The following is a 23,704-nucleotide window of genomic DNA, read 5'->3' on the forward strand; positions in this document are numbered from 1 at the left end:
CGTCGCGAAGATCGCGAGGCCGGGCGACGAAAATCGCTCTGGGCCGCCCATGGACGGGGTGAGAGGGGCCGCAGCAAGGCCCGGGACACTGAGAGGGAAGCGATGCGGACCCACGATCTGCCGCGCGCCGCGCGGGCGCGCCTCGGCCGCTCCGGCCTGTTGCTCGCCGTCGGCCTCGCCCTCGCGCTGGTCGCGCCCGCCCGGGCGAACCCGCTCACCGAGGTGCCGGGTGCCCGGTCAGCGCAGCCGGACGAAGCGCCCCCGCCGCGGGACCCGGCCGCGGAGCGGTCGGAGGCCGAGGAGGCGCGGGCCGCGAATCCGGGTGCGACCGCGATCATCCGGTCGCTCGCGCCCTTCGCCGACGGCAATCCGGGAGCGCCCGCGCGGCCGCTGGCGGTCAGCCCCGACGACGGCGGCCCGGCGGTCCGCGTCGTCCCCGCCCGGTCGATCGACCTCACCGTGTTCTTCGCCTACGACAGCGTGCGCCTGACCCCCGAAGCGCGCATCCAGCTCGAACCGCTCGGCGAGGCGCTGCGCGCCGAGCCGCTCGCGGGCCACGGCTTCCTGATCGCCGGCCACACCGACGCCGCCGGCGGCCGCGCCTACAATCGCCGCCTCTCCCTGGCCCGGGCCCGGGCCGTGAAGGCGCATCTCGTCGAGACCTACGGCATCGCGCCGGAGCGCCTGCGCGTCCACGGCTGGGGACCCGCGCGGCCGAAGGATCCCGACGCACCGCTGTCACGGGTGAACCGCAGGGTGGAGGTCAGCCTGATCGCGCCGGCTCGCAGCGGTGCCCTCCGCTTCGTCCTGCCGGTCGCGGATGGCCCCTGCACCGACTTGGCCGACCCGCGCCTGCGGACGAATCTCGACCTCGACGATTTCCGCGCGGCGCCGACCCCGCGTCCCTGCGCCGAATGACGCCACCTCACCTCACCGACGGTCCGAAGACGGAGAGACCCGCGATGTCCTGGAGGATCCCGATGCCCCTCGTCCGCACCACCGCGTTCCGCACCACCGCGTTCCGCGCCGCCTGCCTCGCCGTCCTGGCGCTCGGATCCGCCTACGCGGCGCCGGCCCGGGCGCAGACCAAGCCCAACGTCGTCGTGATGGGCGAGGACGCCGACGAGGACGCGGTGCCCCGCGGCAACCGCATCTTCCAGCGGGTGATCCACGAGCTGTCCGAGACCATGAACCTGCGCGGCTACAACGTCTACGACGAGACCGCCGTCGCCATGGGCTTCACCCAGGCCAACCGGGTGCGCCGGCGGGACGCCGAGCTGATCGAGGTCGCCCGCGCGGTCCAGAATCCGCCCCTCGACGTGGTGGCGGTGTTCCAGATCTACGCGTCGGCGTCGAAATCCGCCTACTCGGATATCGTCCGGCCGGAGATCCGTATCCCCGGCCGCCTCCTCAACGTCCGCACCGGGCAGTCGCTCGGGTCGTTCGAGGTGGCCGGACTCCAGCTTCCGCCCCTGCCCCAGGGCTGCGACCGCGAGTGCCTGCTCGAGCGGGTCGGCGCCGAGGCGAAGACGGTGGCCGCCGACCTCGCGGCCGCGCTCACCGCGAAGCTCGACGGCGTGATCGCGCCCCGCCGCGGTGCCGATGCCGGGGCTGCGCCCCCTGACGCCGCGCCGGTCGGCGGCGCCGTGGCGGCGGCGCCCGGCGGCGAGGGCTGCGGGGGCTTGCCCAGCGCCTACGTCGTCCGCCTGAGCGGCTTCTCGGCCCAGGAGGTCCAGGCGGCCGAGGAGTACATGGCGGCCTTCCGCTGCTACGAGCACCACCGTCCGGTGCGCGCCAGCGGGGCCAGCACCGAGTACTGGTACGAGACCCGCTCGGATTCAGCCCGGCTCGGCCGGAACCTGCGCCTGATGCTGGAGCACATGAGCGCGCCGGGCCAGGTCCAGTTCTCGGGCAACACCTTCGTCATCAGCCGCGTGGCGACGCGGTAGCCGAACCTCGCCTTCCTCGCCTCGTCGTCCCACCGTTCCCTGAAGGTTGACCATGTCGGTTCGCGAGCGCCTGCGCGGCGCCCTCTCCCATCTCGTCCCGCAACGCCCGGCGCGGCGCGTCATCCTGGCCGGACTGGTCTTCGCGCCCCTGGCGATCGCGGGCCCGGCCCGCGAGGCCCGGGCCGACCCGGTCTTTCCGGGCGCCGGCGCCCTCGGCCTGACGCCGCCGGCCGGGATGAGCGTGAGCCGGCGCTTCGCCGGCTTCGAGCATCCGGCCGGCGCGTCGATCATCCTGGTAGAGATGCCGCCGGAGGCCTGGGACCAGATCAACGGCCGGTTCACCCCCGAGGCGCTGGCCGCCACGGGCTTCCGGGTGAAGGGCGGGGCCGAGCCCCTGCCGGTCGCGGGCGGTGAGGGCTTCGTCCTGCGCGGCACCCAGCCGGCCAACGGCCTCACCTACGCGAAATGGGTCGCCGTCGTGCGCGGCGCCCCCGGGACGGGGCTCGTCACCGTGCAGGTTCCCGAGAAGGCGGCCCGGCAGGTGCCCGCCGCTACCGTCGAGGCGGCCCTCCGCACGATCGCGTTCCGGGCGAAGGCGAGCCTGACCGATCAGGTCGCGGCGCTGCCCTACACGGTCGGCGACATGGCGGGCTACCGGCCGGCCGCGGTCTTCGCGGGCAACAGCCTCCTCCTCACCGAGGGGCCCAAGGACGTCGATCCCGAGCGCGAGCAGCCGGTGATCGTCGTCGCGCCCTCGCTCGGTCAGGCGCCTGTCCCGGCGGGCGCGGAGGTCGCGGTCGCCCGCCGGCTGTTCGCGGCGCAGAAGGACTTCGCCGACGTGAACGTCACGGACGAGGCGCGGTCCAGTCGCGGCGAGTCTGTCATCGTGCGGCTGCGCGGCACCGGGACCGACACCAAGAGCGGCCGTGCCCTCGGCGTGACGCAGACGATGGTGTTCGACGGCCAGCGCTACCTGCGGGTGCTGGGCTTCGCCGATGCCGGTCGCCCCGACGCCCTGGACAGGGCCGACCGCGTCGCCGCCTCGGTGGCGATGCGCTGACAGACCTCCGCACCCGCAACGAGAGCCTCCCCGATGCGCCCGCCGCTCCTCGCCCCGCTGCTCCTGCTCGTCACCCTCGCCCTGCTCGCCGGCCCGGCGCGCGCGGAGGAGAACGAGTGCCGGCGGTCCCCCTCGCTCGCGTCCGGCCCGGCCCCAGCCTTCGGGCGCATCAGCGCGCCGGGGCGCACGGCCTTCGTCAAGGACGGGCTCGCCCGCGCCGGTTGCCCGGACCCGGGCGACGCCTGCCGCGAGCGCGCCTACCTCGTGACCGCCGATCCCGTCATCCTCGGCGAGCGTCGTGGCGCCTATGTCTGCGCCCACTATCGGGGCGCGGGCGACGACATGGGCCGGACCGGCTGGCTCCCGGGCGAGGCCGTCGCCGCCGAGCCGCCCGGTGCCGTCGCGCCCGCGGACTGGCTCGGCACTTGGACCCGTGCGGAGGCGCGCATCCGCATCACCCAGGCCGACAAGCCGGGGATGCTCACCTTCGGGGGCGACGCGACCTGGGGCGCCGGCGATCCGGAGCGGGCGCGCCGCGGCGGCGTCCATATCGGCGAATTCGCCGGCACGGTCGCCCCGCAGGGCGCCGCGGCGAGCTTCGCCGTCGGCGAGAACGGGGCGCTGCCGGTCGAGGCCGGTGATGCGTCCGACTGCAAGGTCTGGCTGCGGCGGGTCGGTCCCTGGCTGGTCGTCGACGACAACCTCGCCTGCGGAGGCGTCAACGTCACTTTCCGCGGCCTCTACCGCCGCCAGCCATGAGCGGCGCGGCGAGACGCGGCCGCCCCGGCCCCGCGCGGGGCTTGTGACCGATGGCCATCCGCACGATGGCGCGGCCGAGCCCGTCCCGGCGACGCCTGCGCGTGATCCTCATCCTGTTGCTGATCACGTGGCTGCCGGTCGTACCCTTCGCGCTCGGCCTCGCGCTGACGAACCTGACCGGCTGCACCGTCAACGAGGCGGGGACGCACCCCTGCCCGGTGGCCGGACACAATATCGGCGGCCTGCTCTACACGCTGACGATGACGGGCTGGCTGCTGATCCCGTTCCTGCCCTTCATGGCCCTGACACTGCTGCTCACCGTCGTGCAGGGCCTGCTGATGATCCTCCGAACGTGGTTGCGGCGATGATGCGGTTCACCTTCCGGCGCGCGGCCGCGCTGCTCGGCCTCGGCGTGGCAGCCGTCCCGCTGTCGGGCCTGGCGATCGCGACGACGGCGACCCCGGCACGGGCGCAGGCGACCGAGGTGGAGGGACCGGCCCTGCCCTACGCCTCGACGCCCGACCTGCGGGCCGCCACGGTCGCGCGGGCGGTGCGCGACCAGCGCGCCACGAACCCGATCGCCGCGGCCGAGACGGCGCGGGAACTGGCCCGGCACGATTACGACAGCATCTTCCGCGGCTTCCTCGACGGAACGCCCCTGCGGCCGGACGATGCGGGCGACGTGCTCACCGCCTTCATCGCCCTGCAATGGATGGTCGCCAACGACGCGACGGTCGAGCCGAGCGCGGCGGCCCTGCGGGCGATCCGGACCCGGTTCGTGGCGCCGATGGCGGAACGGCCGCCCCTGTCCCAGCCGGCCACGCGGGCCGCCTTCGCCGAGCAGGTCAAGCTGCGCGCCGTTCTCCATCATGCCGGCTGGCAGGCGGCCAAGCGGCTCGGCGTGCTGCCGCGTTTCCTGGCGGGCCTGTCCAGCGAGTTCATCCCGGTCGCCACGCTGCGGAATCTGGCGCTGACCGAGGACGGGCTGGTGCCGAAGGGCCGGGCCGGACGGGCGGCCCCGAAGCCGCCTCCGGTCGCGGAGAGCCCGCCCGTGCCGGACGCGCGGCCGGCTCCCTCCCCGGCTCCCTCCGCCCCGGACGCGGCCGGTCCCCCGCGCCACGCCGCCAACTGGGATTCGGTCGAGGGCGTGTACTTCCGTTCGACCACCGGGTTCGGCGTCGGCGGTCTCATGACGATCGATTTCGAGCCGCTGATCTTCCTGCGCGACGGAACCTACTACGAGATCGCCGACACCGCGCTCGAAGACATGGACCTCGCCGCCGAGCGGGCCGCACGGCCCAAGCGGTTCGGGCGGTGGACCGCCAAGGGCGCCGGCTTCGTTCTGACGGACGCGCGCGGCCGCGCGAACGACTACGCCCTCGGCGACGGCAGCTTCTTCCGGGCCTTCCCGGCCGATTCCGGCGAGCGGGTGGCGCGGGCGTACCGGCGGCTTTCGGGCGGCGGCAACACCGCCCTCGGCGGCGACGTCGCGATCGCCGTCGAGAGCCGCTACGACTTCCGCGCGGACGGGAGCTACGGCCGCGGCGGCTCGGTCGGCGCGACGAATTCGGGGGCGAGCACCGGCGTCGGCACGGCGATCGCCCGTCGGCGCGCGCCGGAGGGCGGGCGCTACGCCCTCGATCGCCACACGCTCACGCTGACCGCGGCGGATGGCCGGACCCGGCGCCTGTTCTTCGCCTACGGCTCGCAGAAGGATCCCCCCGAGATCGACCGCGAGATGATCTTCGTGGGCGACGACGTCTTCAGCCCGGCGGACTGATCGGGATGCCGAGGGCGGCCACTCGGTCGGCGTGGACCTCAGGACGCGGGGCATCGGCGGATTCCGGGCCGAGCAGACCGCCGCCGAACCGCGCCCAGTCCTCCAGCGAGCGTCCGGAGGCGGCGAGCGGGCCCCGCTTGACCGGTCGCGGCGTCCGCGGCGCGCCGAGACGCCCGTAGCGCCGGTACCAGGATCGCGCCCTCTGCACCGGCCGTCCCAACGCCTTCCGCATGCCGTCCCCCTGTGCAGCGCGCGCGAATGTCCACGGCCAAGCTAATCCAGGCCTGTCGCCCGGGCATGTCGGGCCGACCCTGACACGATTGCCGATCTCTCCGACTGCTGATCGGCGCCGGGCAACACAGATGAGCCTGCGGGACAGCGGTCGGCGGTCTCCCGCCGTCCGCGCGTCCCGGGGAATGCGCGGTGGCCCGCGATGGCGGCCGGCACTGCCATCCCGACAGACCGCGCCGCGCGGTCGGATCCGGCATCGGGTCCGATCCGTGCGGACGTCCTTCACCGTCTCTGGAGCTCAGCCCATGAAACGTCTCGCGATCGCCCTCACGGCGCTGTCGAGCCTCGTCCTGTTCGCCCCGTCGAGCGAGGCGCGACCCCACGGCCGCGGCTTCCATCATGGGCCCCACCATCTGGGCCACGGCGTCTGGAGGGGGCGGCGCCACGGCCTCCACCGCTACCGCCATCACCGTCTCCACCGGCACTACCGGCAGCACCGGGGCTACCGCGGATATCGCGGCGTGCACTTCCGCCCTGCCGGCTACGGCTTCCGGCCCCACGCGTATCGCTCGGGTGGCTGGGGCGGCTATCGCGGGGTCGGCTTCGCGACCGGCGCCGGCCTGGGCCTCGCGGCCGCCGCGCGGCCCGGTCTTTACGGCGCGGCCTACGGGCGGCCCTACGGGTACGGCTACGCGCCGGTCGGCTACGGCTGCGCCTACTAGGCGGCGCACCCGGACCGGGAGGCCGGGCCGTCACGGCCTCCCGGTCGACTTTCCACGCCACGCCCACTTCGGCGGGGCGCTCGTGATCCTCGCGCCCGATGACGCGAGGATCTCGTGTCTCTCCGCGCATCATTCGTGCGGATCGTGGCGATCTTTGAAAGATCCAGTGCCGCTCTCGTGCAATGGTCAACCGTTCATCGCGCGCACGGCCTGTCGGGATATTCCCGACAGGCGTCGGTGTGAGCGGTATCCCGGCCCGAAACAGCTTGCTTGGCCGTTCGAACTCGGCGCTTCTGACCCGGCGGGACAGGCTCCCGAGCGACCGGAGAGATCAGCGCCCATGCTCATGGACATCGTCAAACAGGGCGCCCGCGCGCGCGCCGTCGGTCGGCCCCGCGATGCCTGCCCCTACCCCGGCGAGTCGCGCGAGCGCCGGGCCTGGTACGAGGGCTACGACGGCTCCTCGTGGGCGGTCGCGACGCGGATGCCCCACCCCGCCCGGATGCTGCCCGGATCGGCCCTCTCCGACGCCGGTGCCGCGTCCGACCCCGCCTCCCCGGCCTGACGACGGCCCGACTTTCCCGTAGGAGAGCTGTGAGCCTACGGGCCGATGCGGGGACACGGGAGGCGGGCGAGGGTGCGCGCGGGACGGCGAGACAGGGGCGTCGGTCCGTCCGAGCGATGGGCGACGGGTCGGGGCCGGCGCGCAGCGTGTCCGCGCACGGCCGCATGAATGTTCGCGCCCGCGACACCGCTGTCCGGAAGCCCGAGCTCCAGCTGAGCCGCGGCAGCCGCCGCACCTTCGTGGCCCTCGCCCTCGCGGCCGCGATCCCGGTCCTGCTGCTCAGCGGCTGGGTCGCGACGCTGATGGCGCAGCAGCAGCGCGACCTCGCCCGGAGCGCCGCCGTCGCCAGCGCGACCCGGGTGGCCGAGCGCGTCGCCTCGGACATCGCCGCCCAGATCGCGGTCCTCGAGGCCGAGGCCGCCTCCGCGACCCTCGACCGGCCGGACCTCGCGGCCTTCTACGCCGAGGCCGTGCGCCTCCGGCAGGCGCACCCGCTCTGGGAGACGGTGGAGCTCGCCCGACCGGACGGCGCCCAGATCGTCAACCTGCTCCGCTCCCTCGAGGAGGAACTCGGACCGACCTCGGACCGGACGAGCTTCGACGCGGTGGTGCGCACGCGGCAGCCGGTGATCGGCGGCATCGGCCCGGCTGGCTCGATCTCGGGCAAGCGCCTCGTCGCGCTGCGCGTGCCGGTCATCCGGGACGGCACGCTGCGCTACGTCCTCTCGATCCGGCTCGCCACGAACGCGGTGAGCTCGATCCTGCGCGACGCCGGCGCCCCCGAGGGCTGGGTCGGCACCATCGTGGACGCGGAGGGCAACACGATCGCCCGGACCCGGGCCGAGGTGGAGGAGCTCGGCCACCCGGCGAACCCGGCGCTCCAGGCGGCGATCCGGAACGCCCCGAACGGCTTCTACACCGGACCGACGCTGGAAGGCGCCAATGTCGAGGTCGTCTACCGGACCTTGCAGCATACCGGCGGCTGGTCGGTGCATTTCGGGATGCCGGTCGCGACGCTCAACGCGCCGGTCTCGCGGTCCTACGCCGTCCTGGGCGGCGGCAGCTTCGTCAGCATCGGGCTCGCCCTGGCGCTGGTCGGTCTCGTCGGCCGCGACATGGCGCAGCGCCGGGCGGGCGAGCAGGCCCGGTTCTCCCTCGCACTCCGCTCCAGCGAGGAACAGGGCGCCGTCGCCGCCGAGGCCGCGGAACTCGGCACGCTGCGCTGGGACACCGTCGCGCACCGGGTCACCGGCTCGCCCCGCGCGGCCGACCTTCTCGGCTGGCCGGCCGCCGCCGAGGGGCGCGACAGCGCCGTGGACGCCGACACCGTCCTGCAGGCGGTCGATCCCGAGGATCGCGGGCGCCTGAGCGAGGCCCTGCGCCGGAGCCTCGCCGAGGGCACGCCGCTCGACGTCGAGTTCCGCGTGACCCAGGACGGTCGGGAGCCGCGCTGGGTCCGGGTCGCCGGCCGCGTGCCGCAGCTCCACGAGCATACCCCGGCCGGGCTGATCTACGGCGTGGTGTCGGACATCGAGCCGCGCAAGCGCGCGGAGGCCGAGCGCTTCGCGCTGCTGCGCCGCCTCGGCGAGGCCCAGGAGAACGAGCAGCGCCGGATCGCCCGCGAACTCCACGACCAGGTCGGCCAGACGGTGACCGGTCTGTCGCTGGGCCTCAAGAGCATGGAGCGGCTCCTGGCACGCGGCGCGACGGTGGAGGCCGGCCGGCAGGTGGAGTGGCTGCAATCGCTCGCCGGGGAGATCGGCCGCGACATCCACCGGGCCGCGGTCGACCTGCGGCCGACCGCCCTCGACGATCTCGGCCTGCGCGAGGCCCTGGCCACCCTGCTGCGCGACTGGAGCCAGCGGCACGGGATCCGCGCCGACCTGGAGTTCCTGAGCGAGGCGACCCGGCTGCCGGCCGCGATCGAGACGGCCGTCTACCGGATCGTGCAGGAGGCCCTGACCAACGTCCTCAAGCACGCGCGGGCCGCGAGCGTCAGCGTCTCGGTGGAGAAGCGCGCGGGCGAGATGCGGGTCGTCATCGAGGATGACGGCACCGGCTTCAACGCCGACGAGCAGCGTGAGCGCGCCAGCGGCGAGGCGCCGGCCAAGCTGCGGCTCGGCCTGTCGGGCATCCGGGAGCGGCTGTCGCTCCTGAGCGGGACTCTCACGCTGGAATCGTCCCCGGGCATCGGTACGACGCTGTTCGTCACCATCCCGATTCCGGAACATCCCGAGACCTGAGGAGAAGCGCATGACGGACCGCATCCGCGTCGCCCTGGCCGACGACCATCCCATCGTCCTCGCGGGGATCCGGACGCTCCTGAACGCCGACCCGGAGATCGAGCTGGTCGGCGAGGCCACCAGCGGCAGCGAGGCGCTGCCGATGATCCACGCCGCCGACCCGGACGTCGCCGTCGTCGACGTCTCGATGCCGGGCCTCAACGGCCTGGAGCTGACCGAGCGCGTCGCCGGGTCGTGCCCGCGGACGCGCGTGCTGGTGCTGACGGTTCACGAGGACGCGGCCTACGTTCAGCCGCTGCTCAAGGCAGGCGCCCGGGGCTACCTCCTCAAGCGCTCGGCCGCGGAGGACCTGCTCCGCGCGGTCCGCGCCGTCGCGGCGGGCGGGATCTACCTCGACCCCTCGGTGGCGAGCCACGCCATGGCGCATCCCGGGGCCCCGACGCAGGGCGCGGAGACCGAGCCGTCGGCCGAAGCGCTGAGCCCGCGCGAGACCGACGTGCTCCGGCTGATCGCGCAGGGCTTCAGCAACAAGGAGATCGCGCGGCGCTTCGATCTCAGCGTGAAGTCCATAGAGACCTACAAGGCGCGGGCCGCCGAGAAGCTGGGCCTGCGCACGCGCGCGGAGATCATCCGCTACGCCGCCGCGCACGGATGGCTCGACGCCCTGGCGCTGCGTTAGGCGCGAGCGAGCGGGGGCAGCCAGTCCCGGCCGACGGCCGGGTCCGCCGATTTTTCGCCGGTCAGGGATCAAATCCTGTTGCGGATCGTCTGTCTGGCGGACCGGTCAGGGACGAGGGGGGACGGGTGAGCGTCGGATTGATCGCCCTGCTGGACGATGTCGCCTTCATGGTGAGGGCCGCGGCGGCCTCGCTCGACGACGTGGCCGGCCAGGCGGCGCGCGCCGGCACCAAGGCCGCCGGCGTCGTCATCGACGACGCGGCCGTGACGCCGCGCTACGTGGTCGGCTTCGCCGCGGAACGCGAATTGCCGATCGTCGGCCGGATCGCCCTCGGATCGCTGCGCAACAAGATCCTCTTCCTGCTGCCGGGTGCCCTGGCGCTGAGCGCCTTCGCGCCCTGGGCGATCACGCCGCTCCTCATGCTGGGCGGTGCGTACCTGTGCTTCGAGGGCGCCGAGAAGGTCTACGAAGCCGTTTTCGCCCATCACGGCCACGGCGACGAGGCGGACCAGGAGGGTGGCGCCGGCGGCGACCAAGCCCGGGAAGACCGGCGCGTGGCGAGCGCCATCAAGACGGACTTCATCCTCTCGGCCGAGATCATGGCCATCACGCTGGCGGCGCTGCCGGAGGGCAGCTTCTGGATGCGGGCGGCGGTGCTGGCCATCGTCGCGGTCGGCATCACCGCGGGCGTCTACGGCGTGGTCGCGCTGATCGTGAAGGCCGACGATGCCGGTCTGGCCCTCGCCCGCAGCACCGCGGGCCCGCCGCTCGGAAGCCTGATCCGCGGGCTCGGCCGCGGCGTCGTCAAGGGCATGCCGATCCTGCTCAAGATCCTGGCCGTCATCGGGACGGCGGCGATGATCTGGGTCGGCGGCGGGATCCTGATGCACGGTCTCGAGACCTACGGGTTCTCGGCACCGGCGCACGCCGCCCACGCGATGGCGGAGGCCGCGGCGGCGCGCGTGCCGTTCGCCGCGGGCCTCGTCGAGTGGCTCGTCACCGCGGCCGTGTCGGGCCTCATCGGGCTGGTCGTCGGTGGGGCGCTGATCCCGCTGACGAACGTCGTGCTGGCGCCGGCGTGGCGCGCCCTGTCAGGCCTGTGGCAGCGGCGCGGCTGACGGGATCCCGTGGTCGGCCGGCGCGGAGCCCGGCACCGACACCGGCGCCTGGACCGGCGCCTGGACCGGCGCTGCGGCGCCGTGATGCTTCAGGGGCCTGTTGCCGCTCAGGCGACGCAGCAGCACGTAGAAGACCGGGGTCAGGAACAGGCCGAAGGCGGTCACGCCGATCATGCCCGAGAACACCGCGACGCCCATCGCGCGGCGCATCTCCGATCCGGCGCCGGTCGCCGTCACCAGCGGCAGCACGCCCATGATGAACGCCATCGACGTCATCAGGATCGGCCGCAGCCGGAGGCGGCTCGCCTCGATCGCCGCCTGGAGCGGGGTCCGACCGGCGAATTGGAGCTCACGGGCGAATTCGACGATCAGGATGGCGTTCTTGGCCGAGAGCCCGACGAGCACGATCAGGCCGATCTGCGTGAAGACGTTGTTGTCGCCGGCCGACAGCCAGACGCCGAACATCGCGGCGAGCAGCCCCATCGGCACGATCAGCAGGATCGCCAGCGGCAGGGCGAGGCTCTCGTACTGCGCGGCGAGCACGAGGAAGACCAGGAGCAGCGCGAGGGGAAAGACCCAGACCCCGGAATTGCCCGCGATGAACTCCTGGTACGTCAGGTCCGTCCACTCGAAGGCGAAGCCCCGCGGCAGCGTCTCGGCCGCGATCCGCGTCGCCGCCGCCTGAGCCTGCCCCGACGAGTAGCCCGGCGCCGCGCCGGCGTTTATGTCGGCCGATAGGAAGCCGTTGTAGCGCATGGCCCGCTCCGGTCCGGCGGTCTGGCGGACGCGCAGCAGGGCGGAGAGCGGGACCATCTCGCCGGAGCCGGCCCGGACCTTCAGCAGACCGACATCGTCCGACCGCGCCCGGAACGGGGCGTCGGCCTGGACGCGCACCGAGTAGGTGCGGCCGAACTTGTTGAAGTCGTTGACGTAGAGCGAGCCGAGATAGATCTGCAGCGTGTCGAAGACGTCCGTCACCGGGATGTTGAGCTGACGGGCCTTCGTCCGGTCGATGTCCGCGAAGAGCTGCGGCACGTTCATCTGGAAGCTCGAGAACAGCCCGACGAGTTCCGGCGCCTGGGCGGCCTTGGCCATGAACGCCTTCGTGGCGTCGTTCAGCGCCTCGTAGCCGAGGCCGGCGCGGTCCTCGATCTGCAGCTTGAAGCCGCCGATCGTCCCGAGGCCGTTCACCGGCGGCGGCGGGAACATCGCGATGAAGGCCTCGGGGATCGCGGCGTACTTCTTGTTCAGCGACTGCGCGATCGCCGCCCCGTTGAGGGACGGGTCCCTGCGCTCGTCGAACGGCTTGAGCGTCGAGAACACGATCCCCGAGTTGGAGCTGTTGGTGAAGCCGTTGATCGAGAGGCCCGGGAAGGCGACGGCGCTCTCGACGCCGGGCTCCTTGAGGGCGATCTCGCTCATGCGGCGGATGACCTCCTCCGTCCGGTCGAGGGTCGCGCCGTCGGGCAGCTGCGCGAAGCCCACGAGGTACTGCTTGTCCTGGCCCGGGACGAAGCCGCCCGGGATCTGGCGGAACAGGCCGACGGTCAGTCCGACGAGCAGGACGTAGAGGGTCATCATCGCGGCCTTGCGCGACACCGCGAAGCCGACGCCGCGGCCGTAGCCGTTCGAGGCCCGCCCGAAGGCGCGGTTGAAGCGGCGGAAGAACCAGCCGAGCAGCCTGTCGAGGATGCGGGTGAGACGATCCTTCGGCGCGTGGTGATCCTTCAGCAGCAGCGCCGAGAGGGCCGGCGAGAGGGTCAGCGAGTTGATCGCCGAGATCACCGTCGAGATCGCGATGGTGAGCGCGAACTGCTTGTAGAACTGGCCCGTCAGGCCGCTGATGAAGGCCAGGGGCACGAAGACCGCGACCAGCACCAGGGCGATGGCGATGATCGGGCCCGAGACCTCGCGCATGGCCTGGTAGCTGGCGTCCCGCGGGGACAGGCCGCTCTCGATGTTGCGCTCGACGTTCTCGACGACCACGATCGCGTCGTCGACGACGATGCCGATCGCCAGCACGAGGCCGAACAGGCTCAGCGCGTTGATCGAGAATCCGAAGACGTGCATCACCGCGAAGGTGCCGACGATGGAGACCGGCACGGCGAGCAGCGGGATGATCGAGGCCCGCCACGTCTGCAGGAACAGGATCACCACGAGCACGACGAGGGCGATGGCCTCCAGCAGCGTGTGGATCACCGCCTCGATGGAGGCGCGCACGAACTGCGTCGGGTCGTAGACGATCTGGTAGTCGACGCCCTCCGGCATGGTCCGCTTGATCTCCGCCATGGTGCGGCGGACCTCGTCGGAGATCTGGATCGCGTTCGAGCCCGGCGACTGCGAGATCGGGATCGCCACCGCCGACTTGTTGTCGAGGAGCGAGCGCAGGGCGTAGTCGGAAGCGCCGAGCTCGATGCGCGCGACGTCGCGTAGGCGCGTGATCGCGCCGTCGGCGCCGGTCTTGACCACGATGTCGCCAAACTGCTCCTCGCTGCTCAGGCGCCCCTCGGCGTTGAGCGAGAGCTGCAGGTCGAGGCCCGGCACGGCCGGCGACGCGCCGATCACGCCGGCCGCGGCCTCGACGTTCTGGGCCTGGATCTCGCGCACGACGTCGCCCGCGGACAGGCCGTGCTCGGCCACCTTCTGCGGGTCGAGCCAGATCCGCATCGCGTAGTCGCCGGAGCCGAAGAGCTGGACCTGGCCGACGCCGTCGAGCCGCGCCAGGCGGTCCTTGATGTTCAGCACCGCGTAGTTGCGCAGGTAGGTCATGTCGTAGCGCCCGTTGGGCGAGACGAGATGCACGACCATGGTCAGGTCGGGGGAGCTCTTCACCGTGACGATGCCGAGCTGGCGCACCACCGCCGGCAGCCGCGGCTCGGCCTGCGAGACCCGATTCTGGACGAGCTGCTGCGCCTTGTCGGGGTCGGTGCCCAGCCGGAAGGTGACGGTCAGCGTCATGATGCCGTCCGTCGTGGCCTGGCTCGACATGTAGAGCATGCCCTCGACGCCGTTGATCTGCTCCTCGATCGGCGTCGCCACGGTCTCGACGATGACCTTGGGGTTGGCGCCCGGGAAGGTCGCGCGGACGACGACGGAGGGCGGCACCACGTCCGGGTACTCGGAGATCGGCATCGCGAAGAGCGAGAGCAGACCGCCGATGAAGATGAGCATCGAGAGCACGCCCGCGAAGATCGGGCGGTCGATGAAGAACTTGGAGAGATTCATGCCGCCCTCCGAGGGCGTGAGGCAGGGGCGTCCGGGCGGCCGCTCGCGGCCGCCGTCTCAGGGGCGTCGGGGATCTGGATCGGGCGGACGGGCGCGGCGCGCCGGCCGTCAGCGCTGCGCCAGCTTGCGCGGCCCGGAGGCGGCGTCCTGCGGGCGCGCGCCCATCGCCACGGGTTCGGGGCGCAGGAGGGTCCCGGGACGGACGCGCTGCAGGCCGTTGATCACGATACGCTCGCCGCCCGACAGGCCGGAAGTCACGACGCGCAGCCCGTCGACGGCCCGGCCGAGGGTGACGGCGCGGAACTCCGCCCGGTTGTCCGACCCCACGAGGAGCACGAACTTCTTGTCCTGATCGGTTCCGACGGCCCGTTCGTCGACCAGGACGAGACGTTCCGGGGCGGCCTGACCGAGGCGCATCCGGGCGAACTGGCCCGGGATCAGGCGGCCGTCGCCGTTAGAGAAGGTCGCGCGCACGCGGACCGTGCCGCTGCGCGCGTCGACCTTGTTGTCGATGAACTGGAGATGCCCGCTGGCCCGCGCGCCGTCGGCGGTCGCCATCTCCACGGGGATGCGGTCGAGCTTGCCGCGCCGGCCGCCCGGCTCGGCGACCGAGGCCAGCGCCTTCAGGACCACGCCCTCGTCGGCATCGAAGCTGGCGTAGACCGGATCGACCGAGACGAGCGTGGTCAGCACGGCGGCCCCCGCGCCCGTGGCCACGAGGTTGCCCGGCGTGATCTCGCGGCGGCCGACGCGGCCGCCGACGGCGGCCCGGACCTGCGTGTAGCCGAGGTTCAGGCGCGCCGCCTCCAGGGTCGCCTTCGCCGCGTCGAGGCTCGCCTTGGCCTCCTTGAACGCGTTGGCGCGGACGTCGAGGTCGCGCGCCGTGACGATGTGCTGATCCGACAGCTTTCGCCCGCGCTCGAGGTCGCTCGCCGTCATGCCGACCCGCGCCTCGGCGCCGGCGACCTGGGCCTCCAGCCTCTGGACCTCGGCCGCGTAGGGCGCGGGATCGATGGTCACGAGCAGGTCCCCGGCCCTGACCAGCTCTCCCTCGGCGAAGTGCGTGGCTTGGATCGCGCCGCCCACCCGCGCCCGAACGTCGATGCGGTCGACCGCTTCGAGGCGACCCGAGAACTCGTCCCAGAGGACGACGTCGCGCGGCTCGACCGTCGCGACCGAGGCCGGCATCGCCACCTCGGTCGGAGGCGTCGCGGCGACGGCCACGGTTCCCCGGACGAGGGAGCCGGGTATGAAGGTGTAGGAGGCGCCTGCGAGAAGGGCGACCGCGAGGCTTCCGGCCGCGAGGCGCCGGGCACGGAGAGGATTGCGCGGGGGATGACGCTGAGGTTCCACGAGCGACTCCAACATCTGTACAGGTCGCTACACATGTCGGCATGGACGCGGGGCGTCAAGTGACTTATCTACCACTCGATATAAAAGTTGGAGTCCGCAGGCAATGGTGATGGGGCGCCCCCGGTCCTTCGACACGGACAAGGCCCTCGACGAGGCGATGGAGGTGTTCTGGCGCCACGGCTACGACGGCGCGAGCCTCGCGATGCTCACGAAGGCGATGGGCATCAAGCCGCCGAGCCTCTACGCGGCCTTCGGCAGCAAGGAGGGGCTGCTCAAGGCCGCCCTCGACCGGTACGCGCAGCGGCGCTCCGAGCACATGCGCTTCGTCCTGGCGGGCGAGACCGCGCGCGACGTGGCCGAGCGCTTCCTGAGCAGCATCGCCGAGAGCCACACGGATCCGGCGAACCCGCCCGGCTGCCTCCTGGTTCAGGGCGGCCTCGCCTGCGGCGCGGGCTCGGAGAACATCCCGTTCGAGCTGGCGTCCCGGCGGGCGCAGGGCGAGATGGAGCTCCGCGAGCGCTTCATCCAGGCCCGGCAGGACGGTGACCTGCCGGCGGATTCCGACCCGGTCGCGCTGGCGCGGTTCCTGTCCACCGTCGCCTCCGGCATGGGCGTGCTGGCCTCCTCGGGCGCCGACCGGGAGGCGCTGCGGGAGGTCGCCCGGGTCTCGCTGCGGGCCTTCGCGAAGGAACAGGACGCCTGAGCTGGGCTGACCGGGCGCGATCCCGCGCCTCGGTCCACCCGGACGCCGTTCGCCACCCCGCGACCGGCAGTTCGCCGAGGTCCAGAAACGACAAAGGCCGCATAGCTGCGGCCTTGTAAGTCGATCGTATGGTTGGGAAAACTGGAGCGGGCGAAGGGATTCGAACCCTCGACCCCAACCTTGGCAACGCTTGGGCCCGGCTCAATCCGTCCCTCGCAACCACCCCTTCACAGAGCGGAAACCATCCCTCCCCGTGACGGTCCGTTCAATCCCGTGCACGGCCAATCCAACCCGGGACCCGGGGTTTCCAACCCATTTTCGACCCGCCCGTCACGCCGCGGCCGCGCGCTGCTGGTACTCGACGTGGTGGTGCCCGTAGACCTCCAGGACCATCTTCACCGTCATGCCAAGGTACTCGCCGACCTCGTGCGGCGGGATCCCGGCGCGCAGCATCAGCGTCGCCCGGGTGTGCCGCAGGACGTGCGGCGTCGGCAGGCCGATGTCGTGCTCCGGGTTCGCGTTGCCGACCCGCAGAGTGCCGTCGATGTCGCGCCTGTCCAGCCCGGCCCGGGCCGCGGCCAGCGCGAAACCCTTGCTGACCCTGAGGACCGATCGTCCGTTGTCGTGGACGACGACGTCGATCCCCTTCGCCAGGTCGGCCTCGCGCCATTCGATGAACAGCGGGAGCAGGCGATCGTGGATCCGGCACGGCGGTTCCCGCTTGCGCGTCTTCGGCTCCAGGGGGCCGGACCGGTGCAGCGTCACGGCCGGGATGTCGACCCAGCCATGGTACAGCGCCCGCGTCCAGCCGAGGCCGAGGATCGCTCCGGACCGGGTGCCCGAGTAGAAGCCGATCTCGATGAAGCGCGGGAGGTGCTCCCCCTCCTCGTCGCCCCGGCCGTTGACCGGCATCCAGTACGGCTCGCGGGTGGCGATGTCGGACGAGAACCAGGTGAACCCCTGCGCCGCCTTGAGCAGGCGCTTGTGCTCCGTCTCGGTCAGCCAGTCCGGGTGCGCCTCGGCCGCCGCCGGCAGCGTGACGACCGGGCGGCTGGTGAGGGTGTACTCCTTGTGCCAGACCCCGATGGCGGCGCTCAGCGTCTGCAGCTCCCGCCGGGCGGTGGACGGGGTGATGAACTTCAGCTTCGACGAGCCGGGGGCCGAGTAGGTCTCGGCGCACCGGTCCTTCACGTACTTCCGGCAGGCCTGCCCGCGGACCTGCGCGAGGGTCATCCCTTGCCAGTGGCGGAGCAGGTGCCCGATGTGCTGCCCGGCGAGCGCGGCGTTGCTCGTGCCCTCCTGCCGCAGCCCGTAGAAGGAGAGGCAGGCGGCGATAGTCACGAGCCGGGGGTTCGAGTTCGTGGGATCCTCGGGGTCTGGCGTCTCGGCCTTGGCCTCGGCCTCTAGCCGCGCGCGCTCCGCGAGGTAGACCGCGAACTCGCTTTCAGCCGCTCCGCGATCCGCAGCGCCGTATCGTGTTCGACGCTTGAACGGCTTGCCCCCGATCGTGTCGTGGATCGCCCAGACGCCTCGGTCGGTGTCGAGCTTGAGGCGGGCGGGTTGCTTGGGGCGTGCCACGAGTTTCTCCAATCGGTCAGGTTTTGGCGGGTCGTGTAGATCGCGTGTCCGGGCTGCATCGATTTGAGCCGATGCGGTTCCGGGGCGCGCGTCGCCGCCCTAAGCTGCGCTTGGGAGAAGGTCGGGAAGCCGTCGGGATCACGAAGCTCCGGGGCCCAGATCGCGATGTCGAGCGGCAGCAGCGTGTCAGGCCCCGCGCTGCTCGCACGGGCCCCTGCCCCATCGCTGAAGTCGAAGGGCCCGGCGTCGAAGATGAAGGTCGTCCGCGAATTCGGCATGCACGGATTCTCCCGCACGGGACTCCCCCGCGCAATGGCGAAAGCGGTCCTCGGTTAACGCCCGGGCCCCTATTTCGCCTGGGCTCCACAGCAGAGGCCAGGGATCCGGAAAGCATCGGGCGATCCTATCCTTGCGGGGCGCCCCGGCATGAGCCATCCTGCCCGCATGAAGACCGCCGTCCTCCTAGCGAAACGCGCACCGTTGGCCTGAGGCCAGCCTAATTCGTCCGGAAATCCGGACGTGCGTGACCGCTTTTTTTGGAGGATGCCATGACAACTTTCGTGGTCTCGGACACGCACTTCGGGCACGCCTCGATGATGTCGGAGCGCATGGGCCGACCCCGTCCGTTCGCCTCGGTCGAGGCAATGGACGAGCACCTGGTGTCCGCATGGAATAACCGTGTGAAGCGGAACGACACGGTCTGGCATCTCGGCGACTTCAGCTACGGGGCGAGCCGTGCGCATGCCCGTGCCATCTTCGACCGCCTCAACGGGCGGAAGCTCCTGATCCGGGGCAACCACGACGCGCGGTCGGAGGCCCTCCCGTGGGCCGAACCGGTCCGGGACGTGGCCCGCATCACCGTGCAGGATGCCGGCATGCCGAAGCCGGTCGACCTGTGGCTCAGCCACTACGCGCACGTCACGTGGGAGGGCCGACATCGCGGCAGGATCCACCTGTTCGGGCACAGCCACGGCTCGATCGCGCCGACCGCGCAGTCCTGTGACGTCGGCGTCGACGTGGAGGCGTGGGCTTTCCGGCCGGTGACGATCCCCGAGATCCAGGAATACCTCGCCGACGTGGCGGCCCGGGAGGCCGGAGCCTCCGCCGTCGTCCAGATGTCCGAGGCGGCGTGATGCGGGGCGACTACCCCTTCAGCGAGCCCCCGCCCGGCGCGGTCTGCTGCCTGTCGTGCGGCCGCGTCTCGATCGGGATGACCCGTGCCGAGGCCGAGGCCGCCGTCGAGCGCGTGAATGCCGGGCTAGCGCCGGGCGAGCCCGCGATCGAGCTCGCCTATTTCCGGTGCTGCTGGTCCCCGAGGTTCAGGCCCGCCCGGATCGGGGACGTCCCGGACGGGGCCACGATCACGCGCGTGCTGGCAGAGGAAGTCTAGCAGCGCGCCGCCTTCCGGGCCGCCTTGAGTTCATCCGGCGTCGGGGGGACCTTCCCGACGCTGCGCCACCCGGCGTCCGTGACCCGGGCGAACGTGTTCCGCTTCGGGATCCCTGGCACGATGAGGCGGTCCTCGACCGCGTAGACCGCCTCCCATCCGCCGAGGGACGTCACGAGGCTGCCGTCGGGGTTCGGCGTGAGGTTCGGGCAGACCCGGTGCTCTGGTTCCTCGACGCCGACAGCCATGAGCAGCCGGCATGCATTTCCCACGCTCAGGCTGCCGTTGACGACGTGCAGCCCGACCGCATCGGCAACGAGTGCCGGTGTGGTGTGCTCCATCGAGGAGGCTAGCTGCTCCCAGTCGGCATCGGTGGAGAGGTCGACGGCGTGAGCCCAGCGCCCACACAGCCCTCGGTGTCTGTCCGGTGCCCATATCGCTTTCAGCCCGGTGATCCCTTCGATCTTGCGGACGAAGGGAAGGTCGCCGCATGCCGGGGTGCTGAGATGAAGCTCCCAGATCCTCGGGGCCGTCTGCGGCTGGAATTGGCCACCGACACGGTGGAGCGTAACCGGGAAGCCTATCGAGCGGGGGGACCATGGGGCGTCCGGATCCCGAAGCGCGCCGAGGCCGGCGATGTACTCGTTCGCGATGCCGGACGCGACGAGGCGCTCCATCGCGTCGGGTTCGGCCGAGGGTGGGGCCGCTGCCTTCGCCTTGCGAGCGGCCTTGGCAGCTGCCTTGGCTTCCTGCGCCTCCGCCTTCGCTGCGGCCTCCCGCTCCGCCCGGCGCTCCCTCCGCTTCAGCGCGAGCGGGCTCGGCGGCGAGATGGCCCCCTCGAACAGCTGGGACACGATGACATGCAGCGGCGTGCCCGCCGGCGGGGGGGGGGCGGGCGCTGACGCTCGCCCTTGCGCTGGATGGGGAGCCGGTCGAACAGGGCCGGCTCGGGCGGGGGCGGCTCGGCCTTCGGCTGCCGCAGGATCGGGAGTTCGATCGGCCCCTTGTAGGCGGCGTCCTGCGCCCGGGCGATCCAAGCGGCGAGGACCTCAGGGGCAGTGCCGACGGGGAAGATTTCGCGGGGCATTACTCGTCCTCCCCATCGATGCCGAGGCGCTGCGCGAGCGCGAGCAGGCTGGCCTCGCGCTCGGCGAGCAGGCTCTTGAGGGCGGGTCCGACCCAGGCGGGGATCGGGCGCGTACCGGCAGCCCACCGCGCCGGCAGCCGGTGATCGATGCTGTCCCGGGCACCGTCCGGGTGGAGGGGTCCAAGGCCGCGGGCGAGCTGACGGCGCCACTCGTCGCCGTAGAGATGCTGCCCGACTTCGCAGAGGAGCGCGCGGTCCAGACTCATGACATCGGCACCGCGTGACGGGTCATAGCGCTCACCATGTCGGCCTGCCCCTCGCCGAACCCGCGCCGGTGGCCGGCGTCCCAGGCATCGATGATCGCGCGCGCCATCCAGGGGGCGATCCCACGCGGGATCATCAGCATCGACCGGGCGTCAGGGGTGCCGGCGTCCACAGTCACGTGGAGGCCGTCCTCAGCCGGGACGACCATGCGCCCCTTCGAGAGCGGGCCGATCGCGGCGATCTCGTCTTGGTCGTGGGGGTACTGGGCGCTGAGCAGGAGTGCCGTCTCGGCCTCTGCATCATCAATGAGGTCGCCGAGGATCCCGGATACGGCCTCATCGTGTTCCTGTCGGATTGCATCCGCGGCCCGCTCTTCGGCGTCGAGATCGGCTGGCTCGGGATCGTCGAGCAGAACGTAGCCGAGCGCCTCGAAGGTCTGGGCGGCTTCCATGGCCTCCTCCTTCTCATCGTACGCGCGCGTGCGTCCATCCCTGTCGCGCACCCAGAAGAGGACAGCCGTGATGCAGTCGACCTCAGTCTTGTTGAAGCGCCGGTCCAGCGCGATGATCTCGATCTTGGCCTTCGGCATCGTGGTCTCCCATCAATCCGGTTGATGCGGGCATCGCCGCATAGTCCCCATTATGGGGACCTACATGGAAAATCTCAAGCTTCGCGGGCGATCTCCGCGAGGGCCTGCGCCTCCGCCTTGGCCAGCCGCTTCCGCAGGGCGATCGCCTCGGCTCGCAGGGGGTGCCGGACGTACTGCGCACCCTCCAGGAGAGCGAGCCTATTCGCGGCCGAGCTGGCCTGCTCGACCCGCCATTCGAGGGCGGCCTGGCGCGCCGATACATCGCCGTAGCCGAGCACGGGCCTGAGGGGGCGCTCGACCTCCGAGACGACCCGACGCGCCTCGATGACGACGGGCGTGAGGTGGTCCACGGGCAGGCCGGGCGGCAGGGGCCTGCCGAGGAAATCGTGCGTCCCCGCATCCATCAGCGCCTTCGTCCTCGAAGGCCGGGTTGGCGAATCGGTGGCGGGCGCCTCGGCGGCCACGGCCCGCGCCGCGGCGAGGTCGGCCTCTGTCGGCAGGGCCTGCAGAAGCGACTGGGCCGTCCTTCCGATCCGGGCGACGCCGCCGTGCGTGACGCAGTAAGCTCTGACGGCCTCGACGGGCATGCCGGTGTAGTGAGCGTAACCATCCGCGGCATGCCCATCACGGCGGTAGGGCGCCAGCGCGGACGATGCCGTGATGGCATCGTCGGGTGCAGTGACGATCGTCACCGTCGGGCCGGGGGCGTGGACGCTGAATGCGACGCCGTTCTTGCACTGCACATCAGTGCCGTGGAACTCGTAGTCCATGGCTGCCTCCTCAGAATGGAATGTCGTCATCGAGGGTGCGGGCAGGCCTCAGGGAGAGGAGTGTACCCGACGAGAGCCGGACATCGTCAGCGCGGATCCGCAGCGGACGAGCCGCCTGCTCCTGGATCGCCTGCTGCAGCTGGGGCGTGACTTCGACATGCGATCCAGTCGCGAACCACCCGCGCCGGTCGACATCGATCCGGCAGCCGGCTCGCTCCGCGACCCGACGGGCGGTCGATCGAGATACACCGAGGATCGTCTCGATCGTGGCGAGCTCGATCATCCGCCCGACCGGAGGCATGTCGACTTCCAGCGGCACCGTCGCCAGCAACGTCTTGGCTGCCTGGACGAGGCGCGCCCTGCGCCTGTCGGCCTGCTCGCGCTCGAACGCCCAGCCGTGGTCACGGCCGAGTTCACGGCGCTTGCGCTCGGCCCAACGCTCCCGGCTCACGTGCTCGTCGATCGCCTGCCTGATGACGCGTTGGAACCGCCTCTCGTGGAGGGACCGGACGGGCTCGCCGATCAGGACAGCCTTGGCACTCCAGGCCTCGCCGGTCCCGCCGTCCGCGACGTAGGCGCTGAGGTGCTGCCCCAGATCCATAGGGCCGGCGACGACGCTGGCGACGGCACGAGGGAGGTGTCCAATGCGGACACCGTTCCTCCACCACACCTCGACGGCATTCTCGTCGTGATAGTTGTCCGGGGCTCGGACGAGGTTGAGATAATCGCCGGACTGGGGGATTACCTTCCGGCCGAGATCCTCGTCCCAAATGGCGTAGTCATAGAACTGCAAGCCAGCGATTTCGCACTGGGTCCACGGCGTGCCGTTGGCGAGGTCGAACGCCTGCACACCGAGAGGGGTGTCCCTGACGCCGCTTAGGTCGAGGCCATGGGCGGCGACATTCGCGATCGCGGAGGTGAGCTCCCGATCAACCTGCTCGTACCCACAGTGGTCGTGCCAGTCGTCGTCGATCGTCCGCTCGATGACGTTGTAATCACCCATCGTGCGCTCCTCAGAACGGCAAGTTGTCGGGATCGTGCGGAAGGCAGGGGCCCTGGGGGTCCCGGCGCCGCTCGATGGGGGGATCGGCGACCTGGCACTCGGCCGGCCGGCTGGCGCAGCTGCGATGACTGAAGAACTGGCGGTCATCGTCGAGGCCGACGAAGACCGTGTAGCGCTCGCCCTTCTGCACGCCGCGGCCGATCGGGCACTCGTCGCAGCGGCCCGCCCGGCGGGCGATGTGGCGGCGCAGGACGCCGCCGTCGGCGAAGGTCGGCTCATGCTCGACCGGGTCGCCGTAGTCCTCTTGGTGGATCATGCGACCCTCCTCCGGCCCGACACCCACACCGACACCGGCCTCTGAGCCGGCGCGCTACAGATGGCCCGGTGCCCCGGGCACCATGACGACCCGGGCATCGTGGGGTGCCCGCAGCACGTGGCCGGCCCGGCACGGGGGTCGTCGGCGATGTAGCGGCAGGCCCCGTCCCGGACGTCCGTGAGCAGGATCCTAAGAGACTCGGGCACGCCAGTCGGCGCCACGCGGGGCCGCGGCGGGGGCACGGGCCGGCCCGCGGCGGCGGCGTCCCGGGCACGGCGCCGGGCAGCCCGGGCGCGAGGGGGCCTTGCGGTGGCGGGCGCCTT

25 protein-coding genes are annotated in these 23,704 nt (G+C 72.0%); 14 read left to right on the forward strand and 11 right to left on the reverse strand.

Translation table 11 applies throughout. The features are described 5' to 3' along the window. The first annotated feature begins 102 nt into the window (after nucleotides 1–102). The 6 genes from ACLBYE_RS11175 to ACLBYE_RS11200 are packed head-to-tail and all read left to right on the forward strand — an operon-like array spanning nucleotide 103 to nucleotide 5,548. The gene (locus ACLBYE_RS11175; RefSeq protein ID WP_447694244.1) at nucleotides 103–918 is read left to right on the forward strand and encodes an OmpA family protein; all 816 of its coding nucleotides are present in this window, start codon (nucleotides 103–105) and stop codon (nucleotides 916–918) included. Nucleotides 919–962: 44 nt separating this feature from the next. Beyond that, nucleotides 963–1,949, forward strand: coding sequence for a hypothetical protein (locus ACLBYE_RS11180; RefSeq protein WP_234082334.1), 987 nt, complete (start codon nucleotides 963–965; stop codon nucleotides 1,947–1,949). A 52-nt stretch (nucleotides 1,950–2,001) separates the two neighbouring features. After that, nucleotides 2,002–3,009 carry a hypothetical protein gene (locus ACLBYE_RS11185; RefSeq protein WP_447694245.1) on the forward strand — a complete coding sequence of 336 codons (1,008 nt, stop codon included), beginning with the start codon at nucleotides 2,002–2,004 and terminating at the stop codon, nucleotides 3,007–3,009. A gap of 33 nt (nucleotides 3,010–3,042) precedes the next feature. Next, complete coding sequence (locus ACLBYE_RS11190; RefSeq protein ID WP_447694246.1) at nucleotides 3,043–3,768, forward strand: hypothetical protein; 726 nt, start codon at nucleotides 3,043–3,045, stop codon at nucleotides 3,766–3,768. Nucleotides 3,769–3,818: 50 nt separating this feature from the next. After that, a complete protein-coding gene (locus ACLBYE_RS11195; RefSeq protein ID WP_447694247.1) occupies nucleotides 3,819–4,136 on the forward strand; it encodes a hypothetical protein in 318 nt (105 codons plus the stop codon). Next, entirely contained in the window at nucleotides 4,133–5,548 is a 1,416-nt protein-coding gene (locus ACLBYE_RS11200) for a hypothetical protein (protein ID WP_447694248.1), read from the forward strand. Before ACLBYE_RS11195 ends, ACLBYE_RS11200 begins: the two co-directional genes overlap by 4 nt. Here ACLBYE_RS11200 and ACLBYE_RS11205 read toward each other — a convergent pair. Then, a complete protein-coding gene (locus ACLBYE_RS11205; protein WP_447694249.1) occupies nucleotides 5,532–5,780 on the reverse strand; it encodes a hypothetical protein in 249 nt (82 codons plus the stop codon). The two genes, ACLBYE_RS11200 and ACLBYE_RS11205, sit on opposite strands and share 17 nt — an antisense overlap. Nucleotides 5,781–6,084: 304 nt before the next feature. Between ACLBYE_RS11205 and ACLBYE_RS11210 the strand changes: the two genes are divergently transcribed. From ACLBYE_RS11210 to ACLBYE_RS11230, 5 genes are all read left to right on the forward strand, one after another. Next, a complete protein-coding gene (locus ACLBYE_RS11210) occupies nucleotides 6,085–6,501 on the forward strand; it encodes a hypothetical protein (protein ID WP_447694250.1) in 417 nt (138 codons plus the stop codon). 340 nt (nucleotides 6,502–6,841) lie between these two features. Then, nucleotides 6,842–7,066 (forward strand): ribosome modulation factor, encoded by a 225-nt coding sequence (locus tag ACLBYE_RS11215; protein ID WP_020094563.1) that lies wholly within the window; start codon nucleotides 6,842–6,844, stop codon nucleotides 7,064–7,066. A 164-nt stretch (nucleotides 7,067–7,230) separates the two neighbouring features. After that, a complete protein-coding gene (locus ACLBYE_RS11220; protein WP_447694251.1) occupies nucleotides 7,231–9,309 on the forward strand; it encodes an ATP-binding protein in 2,079 nt (692 codons plus the stop codon). 10 nt (nucleotides 9,310–9,319) lie between these two features. Then, on the forward strand, nucleotides 9,320–9,988 hold the full coding sequence (locus ACLBYE_RS11225; RefSeq protein ID WP_447694252.1) for a response regulator transcription factor: 669 nt from the start codon (nucleotides 9,320–9,322) through the stop codon (nucleotides 9,986–9,988). 125 nt (nucleotides 9,989–10,113) lie between these two features. Next, nucleotides 10,114–11,106 carry a DUF808 domain-containing protein gene (locus ACLBYE_RS11230; protein ID WP_447694253.1) on the forward strand — a complete coding sequence of 331 codons (993 nt, stop codon included), beginning with the start codon at nucleotides 10,114–10,116 and terminating at the stop codon, nucleotides 11,104–11,106. On the opposite strand, the gene ACLBYE_RS11235 is transcribed toward ACLBYE_RS11230, so the two are convergent. Together ACLBYE_RS11235 and ACLBYE_RS11240 are read right to left on the reverse strand one after the other, a co-directional pair. Further along, the gene (locus ACLBYE_RS11235; protein WP_447694254.1) at nucleotides 11,080–14,331 is read right to left on the reverse strand and encodes an efflux RND transporter permease subunit; all 3,252 of its coding nucleotides are present in this window, start codon (nucleotides 14,329–14,331) and stop codon (nucleotides 11,080–11,082) included. The genes ACLBYE_RS11230 and ACLBYE_RS11235 overlap by 27 nt on opposite strands. A gap of 108 nt (nucleotides 14,332–14,439) precedes the next feature. Further along, nucleotides 14,440–15,699 carry an efflux RND transporter periplasmic adaptor subunit gene (locus tag ACLBYE_RS11240; protein WP_447694255.1) on the reverse strand — a complete coding sequence of 420 codons (1,260 nt, stop codon included), beginning with the start codon at nucleotides 15,697–15,699 and terminating at the stop codon, nucleotides 14,440–14,442. 88 nt (nucleotides 15,700–15,787) lie between these two features. Between ACLBYE_RS11240 and ACLBYE_RS11245 the strand changes: the two genes are divergently transcribed. Next, on the forward strand, nucleotides 15,788–16,387 hold the full coding sequence (locus ACLBYE_RS11245; protein WP_132366495.1) for a TetR/AcrR family transcriptional regulator: 600 nt from the start codon (nucleotides 15,788–15,790) through the stop codon (nucleotides 16,385–16,387). Nucleotides 16,388–16,717: 330 nt separating this feature from the next. Here ACLBYE_RS11245 and ACLBYE_RS11250 read toward each other — a convergent pair whose 3' ends face one another. Next, nucleotides 16,718–17,965 (reverse strand): tyrosine-type recombinase/integrase, encoded by a 1,248-nt coding sequence (locus ACLBYE_RS11250; protein WP_447694256.1) that lies wholly within the window; start codon nucleotides 17,963–17,965, stop codon nucleotides 16,718–16,720. A 548-nt stretch (nucleotides 17,966–18,513) separates the two neighbouring features. Here ACLBYE_RS11250 and ACLBYE_RS11255 point away from each other — a divergent pair. After that, nucleotides 18,514–19,098 (forward strand): metallophosphoesterase, encoded by a 585-nt coding sequence (locus ACLBYE_RS11255; protein ID WP_447694257.1) that lies wholly within the window; start codon nucleotides 18,514–18,516, stop codon nucleotides 19,096–19,098. Next, on the forward strand, nucleotides 19,098–19,355 hold the full coding sequence (locus ACLBYE_RS11260) for a hypothetical protein (RefSeq protein WP_447694258.1): 258 nt from the start codon (nucleotides 19,098–19,100) through the stop codon (nucleotides 19,353–19,355). The genes ACLBYE_RS11255 and ACLBYE_RS11260 overlap by 1 nt, the downstream gene beginning before the upstream one ends. Here the strand turns inward: ACLBYE_RS11260 and ACLBYE_RS11265 are convergent. From ACLBYE_RS11265 to ACLBYE_RS11295, 7 genes are all read right to left on the reverse strand, one after another. Next, the gene (locus tag ACLBYE_RS11265; RefSeq protein ID WP_447694259.1) at nucleotides 19,352–20,206 is read right to left on the reverse strand and encodes a hypothetical protein; all 855 of its coding nucleotides are present in this window, start codon (nucleotides 20,204–20,206) and stop codon (nucleotides 19,352–19,354) included. The genes ACLBYE_RS11260 and ACLBYE_RS11265 overlap by 4 nt on opposite strands. A gap of 232 nt (nucleotides 20,207–20,438) precedes the next feature. Next, entirely contained in the window at nucleotides 20,439–20,705 is a 267-nt protein-coding gene (locus ACLBYE_RS11270) for a hypothetical protein (protein ID WP_447694260.1), read from the reverse strand. Further along, complete coding sequence (locus ACLBYE_RS11275) at nucleotides 20,702–21,292, reverse strand: hypothetical protein (protein WP_447694261.1); 591 nt, start codon at nucleotides 21,290–21,292, stop codon at nucleotides 20,702–20,704. Before ACLBYE_RS11275 ends, ACLBYE_RS11270 begins: the two co-directional genes overlap by 4 nt. 74 nt (nucleotides 21,293–21,366) lie before the next feature. Beyond that, nucleotides 21,367–22,062: a hypothetical protein gene (locus ACLBYE_RS11280; RefSeq protein WP_447694262.1), complete on the reverse strand. Its 696-nt coding sequence runs from the start codon at nucleotides 22,060–22,062 to the stop codon at nucleotides 21,367–21,369. A gap of 10 nt (nucleotides 22,063–22,072) precedes the next feature. Beyond that, nucleotides 22,073–23,065: an HIRAN domain-containing protein gene (locus ACLBYE_RS11285; protein WP_447694263.1), complete on the reverse strand. Its 993-nt coding sequence runs from the start codon at nucleotides 23,063–23,065 to the stop codon at nucleotides 22,073–22,075. Between the two features lie 10 nt (nucleotides 23,066–23,075). Next, nucleotides 23,076–23,381, reverse strand: a complete 306-nt coding sequence (locus ACLBYE_RS11290; protein WP_447694264.1) for a hypothetical protein — start codon at nucleotides 23,379–23,381, stop codon at nucleotides 23,076–23,078. Continuing rightward, nucleotides 23,378–23,704: GcrA family cell cycle regulator (locus ACLBYE_RS11295; protein WP_447694265.1), on the reverse strand; the 327-nt coding region annotated here is incomplete at its 5' end. The genes ACLBYE_RS11290 and ACLBYE_RS11295, both read right to left, overlap by 4 nt.

The sequence above is a fragment of the Methylobacterium sp. A52T genome (assembly GCF_053346095.1).

Excerpts from the sequence above, each read along its gene's own strand:
- ACLBYE_RS11255 (WP_447694257.1), top strand. The coding sequence starts at position 18,514 with ATGACAACTTTCGTGGTCTCGGACACGCACTTCGGGCACGCCTCGATG.
- ACLBYE_RS11200 (WP_447694248.1), top strand. The coding sequence starts at position 4,133 with ATGATGCGGTTCACCTTCCGGCGCGCGGCCGCGCTGCTCGGCCTCGGC.
- ACLBYE_RS11225 (WP_447694252.1), top strand. The coding sequence starts at position 9,320 with ATGACGGACCGCATCCGCGTCGCCCTGGCCGACGACCATCCCATCGTC.
- ACLBYE_RS11175 (WP_447694244.1), top strand. The coding sequence starts at position 103 with ATGCGGACCCACGATCTGCCGCGCGCCGCGCGGGCGCGCCTCGGCCGC.
- ACLBYE_RS11190 (WP_447694246.1), top strand. The coding sequence starts at position 3,043 with ATGCGCCCGCCGCTCCTCGCCCCGCTGCTCCTGCTCGTCACCCTCGCC.
- ACLBYE_RS11290 (WP_447694264.1), bottom strand. The coding sequence starts at position 23,381 with ATGATCCACCAAGAGGACTACGGCGACCCGGTCGAGCATGAGCCGACC.
- ACLBYE_RS11185 (WP_447694245.1), top strand. The coding sequence starts at position 2,002 with ATGTCGGTTCGCGAGCGCCTGCGCGGCGCCCTCTCCCATCTCGTCCCG.
- ACLBYE_RS11195 (WP_447694247.1), top strand. The coding sequence starts at position 3,819 with ATGGCCATCCGCACGATGGCGCGGCCGAGCCCGTCCCGGCGACGCCTG.
- ACLBYE_RS11280 (WP_447694262.1), bottom strand. The coding sequence starts at position 22,062 with ATGGACTACGAGTTCCACGGCACTGATGTGCAGTGCAAGAACGGCGTC.
- ACLBYE_RS11210 (WP_447694250.1), top strand. The coding sequence starts at position 6,085 with ATGAAACGTCTCGCGATCGCCCTCACGGCGCTGTCGAGCCTCGTCCTG.
- ACLBYE_RS11205 (WP_447694249.1), bottom strand. The coding sequence starts at position 5,780 with ATGCGGAAGGCGTTGGGACGGCCGGTGCAGAGGGCGCGATCCTGGTAC.
- ACLBYE_RS11180 (WP_234082334.1), top strand. The coding sequence starts at position 963 with ATGTCCTGGAGGATCCCGATGCCCCTCGTCCGCACCACCGCGTTCCGC.
- ACLBYE_RS11275 (WP_447694261.1), bottom strand. The coding sequence starts at position 21,292 with ATGCCGAAGGCCAAGATCGAGATCATCGCGCTGGACCGGCGCTTCAAC.
- ACLBYE_RS11240 (WP_447694255.1), bottom strand. The coding sequence starts at position 15,699 with ATGTTGGAGTCGCTCGTGGAACCTCAGCGTCATCCCCCGCGCAATCCT.
- ACLBYE_RS11285 (WP_447694263.1), bottom strand. The coding sequence starts at position 23,065 with ATGGGTGATTACAACGTCATCGAGCGGACGATCGACGACGACTGGCAC.
- ACLBYE_RS11215 (WP_020094563.1), top strand. The coding sequence starts at position 6,842 with ATGCTCATGGACATCGTCAAACAGGGCGCCCGCGCGCGCGCCGTCGGT.
- ACLBYE_RS11235 (WP_447694254.1), bottom strand. The coding sequence starts at position 14,331 with ATGAATCTCTCCAAGTTCTTCATCGACCGCCCGATCTTCGCGGGCGTG.
- ACLBYE_RS11245 (WP_132366495.1), top strand. The coding sequence starts at position 15,788 with ATGGTGATGGGGCGCCCCCGGTCCTTCGACACGGACAAGGCCCTCGAC.
- ACLBYE_RS11270 (WP_447694260.1), bottom strand. The coding sequence starts at position 20,705 with ATGAGTCTGGACCGCGCGCTCCTCTGCGAAGTCGGGCAGCATCTCTAC.
- ACLBYE_RS11260 (WP_447694258.1), top strand. The coding sequence starts at position 19,098 with ATGCGGGGCGACTACCCCTTCAGCGAGCCCCCGCCCGGCGCGGTCTGC.
- ACLBYE_RS11220 (WP_447694251.1), top strand. The coding sequence starts at position 7,231 with ATGAATGTTCGCGCCCGCGACACCGCTGTCCGGAAGCCCGAGCTCCAG.